Genomic DNA, 7,210 nt, shown 5'->3' on the forward strand with positions numbered 1-7,210 from the left:
AATGCGGTAGACGCCACCCAAAAAGTAAAAAGACTTTCCTCTATTGGTGAATTTTCAGAAGAACTTGGAGATCTGAAAGTAAAAATCAGCATTGACAAAGAAGCCAAAACCATTACCGTAAGCGACAAGGGAATTGGAATGTCTGCTGAGGAAATAAAAAAATACATTAACCAAATCGCTTTCTCCGGGGCTACCGAATTTGTTGAAAAATATAAAGACAAAGGCGAAGAACAAATCATTGGCCAATTCGGTCTAGGGTTTTATTCCGCTTTTATGGTGGCAAGCAAAGTGGAATTAATCACCAAATCTCATAACGGAGATCCAGCAGCCAAATGGACTTGTGACGGGAGCACCGAATTCGAAATTGCTCCTGCGGAAAAGGAAAACCGTGGTACAGATGTGATTCTTCATGTAGCAGAAGACTCTACAGAATTCCTGGAATCAGCCCGAATTCAAGGCATACTCGACAAATATTGTAAATTCCTTCCTATTGAGGTTGAGTTTGAAGAAAAAGTGGTGAACAACACCCAGCCAGTCTGGACCAAATCACCTGCTGACCTGAAAGACGAAGATTATCAAAATTTCTATAAGGAACTTTATCCTTTTAGTCCCGATCCTTTATTCTGGATACATTTAAACGTAGACTATCCATTCAATTTGACTGGAATTTTATATTTTCCAAAGGTGAAGCCTGGCATAGAAGTTCAGCAAAATAAGATTCAGCTTTATTCCAAACAGGTATTTATTACCGATGATGTCAAAGACATTGTACCGGAATTCCTGACTCTGTTGCATGGTGTGATCGACTCACCGGATATCCCTTTGAATGTTTCCCGAAGCTTCTTGCAATCAGACAGTAATGTAAAAAAGATCAACAATCACATTACTAAAAAAGTAGCCGACAAACTTTCAGAGCTCTTCCGTAAAGACCGAAAAGGATTTGAAGAAAAATGGGAGTACATCAGCGTATTTGTGAAATATGGAATGATCAGCGAGGAGAAATTCAATGACAAAGCGCAAAAATTCGCCCTTTTAAAAGATACGGAAGGCAAGTTTTACACCATTGAAGAATACAAGGAACTTATCTCAGCTAACCAAAAAGATAAAGATGATAATTTGGTTATCCTGTACACCAATGATAGGGACAAGCAGCACGGTTTCATTGAATCTGCCAACAAGCGTGCTTACAATGTTTTAGTACTTGATGAGGTATTGGACAGCCATTTCATCAATATGCTGGAGCAGAAATTAGAAAAAGTCAGCCTGAAAAGGGTAGATTCCGATACCACAGATAAGCTCATTGACAAAGACGAGAAAAAAGAAAGCGTCCTGACCAAAGAGGAAGAAGAAAAAATAAAAGAAGTCTTTGAAAAAGCTATTGACAATAAAAACATGACGGTGGCAGTGGAATCCATGGCCACTGACGAATTACCAGTAACCATTACTCTACCTGAATTTATGCGCCGAATGAAGGACATGAATGCACTTGGTGGCGGTGGCATGATGATGATGGGAGATATGCCAGATCAATATTCTGTAGCTGTAAATGCAAACCACCCATTGGTAGGAAAAATTGTTAAGGCCGAAAATCAGGAAGAAAAAGTAGACCTGGCCAAGCAAGCATTTGATTTGGCACTTCTTTCTCAAAATATGTTAAAAGGCCCTGAATTAACCAACTTCATAAAGAGAAGTGTAGAATGGGCTACTAAATAAAATTAATCAACCCATCAAATTAGAAAAAGCCAGTTTAAATACCGGCTTTTTCTTTTTATATTGCTGCTGTTTTTTCTTTTATTTCCAATTATCTTTTTATGGAAAAGCTTCTTTAATTGTTTTTACCAATTCTAAGAGCTTAAACCCTTATGAAAATTATTTAGGGAATTTGAAATTTGGAAATACATGAGCCAAAGGAAAAAATCTCTGTCTTTGAAATATGTGGACTTAAAATAAACCTGGGGTTACTTAATTATTCAATAAAATGTCTAATAATCTCATTCTTTTTTTCCTTTTCGCTGCCAGCCTATTTATTGTCACTCCTCTTCTTGGCCAAGAGGGGAAAAATCAAGATTCCCCAAAAGTTTTGAGCACAGAAGGTCCTACTTTACCCCCAAGCATTGAGTTAGGTCCAGATGAAGATGAATCACAAACCGAAATTCCTCAAAAAAAACGAAAAAAGAGTGTTTTCTACGACATTAAAAGTAAAAAAGGGTATACAAAAAATATATCCAGAAATAAAATAATTATTGAACAATTTTATACCATCCAAGAATTCGAAAAAATAAGTCCTTATGTAAGGGACATTTATTGGTACGACACCAAAAAGAAGTCAATTATGGTATCCTCTCTGGCCAAAGTAGACAAGGACAATGGATTATTATTACATGGGCCATATAAAAAGGTATTAAAAGAAAATGACCAAACATTGGAAGAGGGCATCTTTTACCATGGGATGAAAAATGGTCGTTGGGAAAAATATAACACAAAAGATATTCTGACCGATAAGGAAAAATACTATAAAGGCTGGCCAAAAGACTCAAAAATCTCCTATTATGATGAAGCCCGAACCAAAATAAAAGAAGTAATCCCTATTGAATATGGAAAAAAAGAGGGTTATTACTACTACTTCTTGGAAAATGGTAGAATTGCAGTTACTGGAGAATATCAATTTGACAAGAAGGTAGGCATTTGGAAAGAATATCACCTACGTTTTAATCGTAGAAAGCGTGAAATTCAATATGCCAAAACACCTTTTGAGAATGATTTCCAACCATATATCAAAAAGGAATGGGATAACAAAGGAAAATTGATTTATGAACAAAAGAATTAATTTGTTAGAAACTTATCCTTTCTTTTTCCAAATAATGATTCAAGTAGTCTTTCTCCATACTTAATAGGTTTATACTGGCTCCGTAATCACTTTCCCATATTTAAAACACCCTTTTCTATCTTTAAACTTTAAGAATTTTTAATAATTTACTGTACAATTCCCTCCTCCAAAATTAGAGTTTGTTTATACCCCAAAAAGTGCTTTTTTAATCCTATTTTAATATTTCCAATTCCAATTCATTTTATATTTGGTTTCCAAAACTTGAAACCTATCTCTCCTTTTATACAGAAATGTCATGAAAAAAAAGAGCAATAATTATTATTCTAATAAATTAACAGCAATACTTCTTGCCGGAATTTTCCTGTATATGTCTTCTTGCACCACTCCTCAAAAGAAAGAAATCCAGGGACAAGGAACAACATTAACACCCTTATCAACAAAGGATTACCAAACCGTCTATCAACTATCCACCATTAAAGCATTAATGAATGGCCTATATGATGAAGCCTTCACTTTTGGGGAATTAAAAAAACATGGGGATTTTGGAATGGGAACTTTCAACAAGCTTGATGGGGAGATGATTCTTCTAGATGGAGTTTTTTACCAGATAAAAGATGACGGAAAAACTTATTCAGTTCCCGACATAGGCAAAACACCTTTCGCAACCATAACAAATTTCAAAGCTGACACCACCTTTTCAATCAATGAAGATTTAAACTATAAAGAATTAAGCCAGTACCTTGAGCGGTTGATGCCTTCTGAGAATTTCTTTTATGCCATAAAAATTGAGGGGGAGTTTAAATATGCACGAACCAGAAGTGTTTCCGCCCAACAGAAGCCTTATCCAAATTTGTTAGAGGTCACCAAAGATCAGAGAACATTTGATTTTCAAAATGTAGAGGGTACAATTGTTGCACTTTGGTCTCCTGATTATGTAAAAGAGCTAAATGTACCAGGTTTTCATTTTCACTTTATCACCAAAGATCTGAAAGCAGGTGGGCACTTATTGGGAGTCCAAACTAAAAAGGTAAAAGTTCAAATGGACTACAAGTCTGCTTACCATATAGAACTACCGAAAGCTGGAGAGTTTCTAAAAACCGACCTAAAAAAAGACCAACAAAAAGCTATTGAGAAGGTGGAAAAAGAAAAAAAACGCTAAATCAAATCCAGAAAAACCAAGATTAATGTTAGCGAAAGGCAAGTAAATTGAATATTTTAAAACTTCTTTTTTCTCCACCATAAATCCAGCTTTTATGAGACCCTATATTTTAGCCGAATGCAACTGGAAATTTATCAAAGACCAAGAATTTGAACTTGCTGTTTTACCTTGGGGAGCCACCGAAGCCCACAACTACCATCTTCCATATGCAACTGACATTATTGAAGCAGATGCCATAGCGGCAGAAGCAGCAAGAAGGGCCTGGGAAAAAGGAGCAAAGCTTACCATATTACCCACTATTCCATTTGGGGTCAATACCGGACAAACTGACATAAAATTAAATATTAATATGCACCCTAGTACGCAGGCTGCAGTACTCAATGATATAGTAGAGGTTTTAAACCGGCAAAACATTCACAAACTCTTAATTCTGAACAGTCATGGAGGAAATGATTTCAAAACTATGATCAGGGAATTGGGGGTAAAATATCCAAGCATGTTCATTAGTACTTGCAATTGGTTTCAGGCTCTGGATCGAAAGGATTTCTTTGAAATGCCAGGTGATCATGCTGAAGAAATGGAAACCAGCCTTTTACAATTCTTAAAACCCGAATTGGTTCTCCCTCTTGATGAGGCAGGAGATGGAGAAGAAAAGAAACATCGGGTAAAAGCTTTAAACGAAAGCTGGGCCTGGGCGGAAAGAAAATGGTCAAAAATAACCAAGGATACCGGAACGGGAAACCCAAAAAAAGCATCCGCTGAAAAAGGAGAAAGCTTTTTTAATGCTGTCACCGAAAAAGTAGGCCAATTAATGGTAGACTTGGCTAAAGTGTCTATCAACGATTTGTATATATAACTCAACCTATTATAAGCAAAAAGACATGATTAGATCTGTCCGAATAGAAGATGCTACTGAAATCTGTGAGATCTACAACCACTATGTACTTCAATCCATTATTACCTTTGAGGAAGACCCTGTTTCAAAGGATAAAATGAGCATTAGAATTTCATCAACTCTCAATGACCTTCCATGGATAGTTTACACGGAAAATAAAAAGATATTGGGTTTTGCTTATGCCAGTAAATGGAAATCAAGATGTGCTTATAAAAATTCAGTAGAAAGTACGGTTTATGTCAAAAATGATTACCACGGAAAAAAAATTGGGAGTCAACTTTATCAAGAGCTGATGAATCAAATAAGTAAAACCGACATCCATGCTGTTATTGGCGGCATTGCTTTACCCAATGATCATAGCATTGCTTTACACGAAAGATTTGGATTTGAAAAAGTGGCTCACTTCAAAGAAGTGGGCTTTAAATTCAACCAATGGATTGATGTAGGTTATTGGCAAAAGCTTTTAAATTAAATCCCTCATAAGCATGACCAAAAACAAAACCTTATGTTCAACAAATATTGTCATTTATATCTTGTAAGAAGACTTTCCTAAATTTGGAGACACAAAATATGGTGTCTCCAAATTATCGTATCTCTAATATTTTACATCCCTGCCCACAAAACCCCTTGAAACCAAATAATCTAGTTTATAAAGTCAAAAGCTAAAGCCGAAAAAGGAAAAAAATGATTATAGGTTTAACAATGCCTCCAAAAAGCCCAAAGTTTCTCCTTTCTTTTTAACAATCAAAACAGGCGTTTTGTATTCTCTTACCGTGACCTTTTCAGCCACACTACCTAAAAGAATAGCAGCAGCATTTGTTCTGCCCTTTGATCCCAAGACAGCCAAATCAATCCCAAGTTTTTCCGAGATTTGGAAGATTTTAACTGACGGGTCATTTTCCTCATCAAGGGTATACAATTTATGTACTTTTAGGCCATCTAAATCAAAAGGTTTAAGGAATTTTTGCATATGGTTTTCTGCGTGCCCTTTCATTATGGCCGCAAATTCCTCAAAACTTTTTCCTGTACTGTGATAGCCCCATGGGACCATGTATATATTTTGACAAACAATGGCAGCGCCAGTGTTCTTGGCTATTTCTATAGATTGCTCTAATGCCATAGTGGAATGCTTGGAAAAATCCACAGGGGTAAGAATCTTGGAAATGGAAAAAGAAGCGCCTTCAGGAACAACCATTACAGAACTATTAGCTTTTTTGGTGAGTTTCTGCATTAAAATTCCAGCTCCCTTTTGACTATCTTTTCTTCCTACAATAATAAGATCAATGTCTTTGATTCTGGACCAATGAAGAATTTGTTCAGCGGGGTCCCCTTCTTTCACCTCAATTTTTATGTCAAAGGAAATATCTTTTCCTATTAATCGATGGATGTGAAGATCAAGTTCTTGAGCCAAATTTTCATCTACAGGAGTATTAAGTTTAGGAAATTTCTCTAGTATGGGTTCTGGAACTTCCAGATTCTTAGCGATATGCATGAAATAAACTTCTTCACTTTTCATCATCCTGGCAATCATAGCCGAATAGCGAATCAGGACATCATCCATTTCTGTAAGATCCAAGGGGATCAGAATCTTGTTCATTCTGTACATGATACCGTTTTGTTTGTGGTTAAAAATTTACATCTTCCTCACTTCAATGATTTCAAATATTGGAGCAATGTCATTAAAAAATATTGGCAGATACCCATTGTATTCAGAAGAAAACAGTGAGACACTTAATCCTTACTTTTTTTGCCAATATACCCCATTGTAAATAAATTTTTAAGAATTGAGACGTTTAAATACTAACATCAAATTTTTACCTTTGAGTTTCGGTGTCCAAAGGGCTTGATTTTCTGGCTTTAAAATATCGTTACCACAAATAATATAAATTAAAAAAATTGATCTAATAGGGAAGTATTTCTCAGGGGCTTTTTTTATAGAGAGCCTCTATATTCCCATTTTGAATTTCCAGGATATGACTCCTTCTGACTTATTAAAAGATTATTCATTACGTTTCACAACTTGTAGAGTAGAGGTGTTAAAAATATTTTTGGAACAGCTTAATGCACTCTCTCATTCCGATATTGAGGATAAACTAACCGATAGTTTTGACAGAGTTACCTTATATCGCACCCTAAAGACATTTGTAAATAAGGGAATTTTACATAAGATCCCTGATGATAGTGGAATTGCGCGTTATGCTCTGTGCAAAGAGGAATACTGCTCAACCGACCAGCATGATCATGAGCATGTACATTTTAAATGCATAAAATGTGAAATGACAACTTGTCTAGAAGAAGTGAAAATTCCTCCCATTTTTCTTCCAAAAAA

The 7,210-nt window shown here is 35.7% G+C and carries 7 protein-coding genes; 6 read left to right on the top strand and 1 reads right to left on the bottom strand.

The genetic code is table 11. From position 1 onward, the window contains the following. From htpG to E1171_RS11800, 5 genes are all read left to right on the top strand, one after another. Positions 1-1,713, top strand: a 1,713-nt coding sequence (gene htpG / locus E1171_RS11780) for a molecular chaperone HtpG (protein ID WP_155206203.1), incomplete at its 5' end; no start/stop codon positions are given. A 265-nt stretch (positions 1,714-1,978) separates the two neighbouring features. Next, a complete protein-coding gene (locus tag E1171_RS11785; RefSeq protein WP_246164300.1) occupies positions 1,979-2,827 on the top strand; it encodes a toxin-antitoxin system YwqK family antitoxin in 849 nt (282 codons plus the stop codon). Between the two features lie 295 nt (positions 2,828-3,122). Next, the gene (budA, locus tag E1171_RS11790) at positions 3,123-3,986 is read left to right on the top strand and encodes an acetolactate decarboxylase (RefSeq protein WP_155206204.1); all 864 of its coding nucleotides are present in this window, start codon (positions 3,123-3,125) and stop codon (positions 3,984-3,986) included. Positions 3,987-4,080: 94 nt separating this feature from the next. Next, entirely contained in the window at positions 4,081-4,842 is a 762-nt protein-coding gene (locus tag E1171_RS11795) for a creatininase family protein (protein ID WP_155206205.1), read from the top strand. 25 nt (positions 4,843-4,867) lie between these two features. After that, entirely contained in the window at positions 4,868-5,353 is a 486-nt protein-coding gene (locus tag E1171_RS11800) for an arsinothricin resistance N-acetyltransferase ArsN1 family B (RefSeq protein WP_155206206.1), read from the top strand. A gap of 216 nt (positions 5,354-5,569) precedes the next feature. Here E1171_RS11800 and E1171_RS11805 read toward each other — a convergent pair whose 3' ends face one another. Next, on the bottom strand, positions 5,570-6,487 hold the full coding sequence (locus tag E1171_RS11805; protein WP_155206207.1) for a universal stress protein: 918 nt from the start codon (positions 6,485-6,487) through the stop codon (positions 5,570-5,572). 367 nt (positions 6,488-6,854) lie between these two features. Here E1171_RS11805 and E1171_RS11810 point away from each other — a divergent pair. Further along, positions 6,855-7,210: Fur family transcriptional regulator (locus E1171_RS11810; protein ID WP_155206208.1), on the top strand; the 356-nt coding region annotated here is incomplete at its 3' end.

Source organism: Xanthovirga aplysinae, assembly GCF_009711365.1.
GTDB lineage: Bacteria > Bacteroidota > Bacteroidia > Cytophagales > Cyclobacteriaceae > Xanthovirga > Xanthovirga aplysinae.

Excerpts from the sequence above, each read along its gene's own strand:
- E1171_RS11785 (WP_246164300.1), top strand. The coding sequence starts at position 1,979 with ATGTCTAATAATCTCATTCTTTTTTTCCTTTTCGCTGCCAGCCTATTT.
- budA (WP_155206204.1), top strand. The coding sequence starts at position 3,123 with ATGAAAAAAAAGAGCAATAATTATTATTCTAATAAATTAACAGCAATA.
- E1171_RS11795 (WP_155206205.1), top strand. The coding sequence starts at position 4,081 with ATGAGACCCTATATTTTAGCCGAATGCAACTGGAAATTTATCAAAGAC.
- E1171_RS11805 (WP_155206207.1), bottom strand. The coding sequence starts at position 6,487 with ATGTACAGAATGAACAAGATTCTGATCCCCTTGGATCTTACAGAAATG.
- E1171_RS11800 (WP_155206206.1), top strand. The coding sequence starts at position 4,868 with ATGATTAGATCTGTCCGAATAGAAGATGCTACTGAAATCTGTGAGATC.